This is a genomic window from Delftia sp. ASV31 (assembly GCF_016428765.1).
GTDB lineage: Bacteria > Pseudomonadota > Gammaproteobacteria > Burkholderiales > Burkholderiaceae_C > Comamonas > Comamonas acidovorans.
In genome coordinates this window covers 1-318 of sequence record NZ_JAELTK010000264.1, presented here as the reverse complement: position 1 = coordinate 318, position 318 = coordinate 1, and the positions used below count along the sequence as shown (strand labels likewise).

1 pseudogene is annotated in these 318 nt (G+C 76.7%); it reads right to left on the bottom strand.

The features are described from left to right. Nucleotides 1–190: 190 nt before the first annotated feature. Nucleotides 191–280, bottom strand: a pseudogene (locus JHD82_RS30130) (RNA polymerase sigma factor); the annotation flags it as partial. Nucleotides 281–318 lie beyond the last annotated feature (38 nt).

Sequence of the window (318 nt, the reverse complement as noted above, 5' to 3'; positions counted from 1 at the left end):
CCCCCCCCCCCCCCCCCCCCCCCCCCCCCCCCCCCCCCCCCCCCCCCCCCCCCCCCCCCCCCCCCCCCCCCCCCCCCCCCCCCCCCCCCCCCCCCCCCCCCCCCCCCCCCCCCCCCTTTTTAATGACACGGCGACCACCGAGATCTACACTGTTCGCATTTCGTCGGCAGCGTCAGATGTGTATAAGAGACAGGTCGTCGGCGGCCCAGGCATCGCCTGCCAGCAGCCGCGCATAGCGGCGCAGGCCGGGCAGGTGCTCCAGGATCTGGCTGCGGTCCATGGGCAGGTCCGAAGGCGGATGCGGCTGGAATCAGGGGC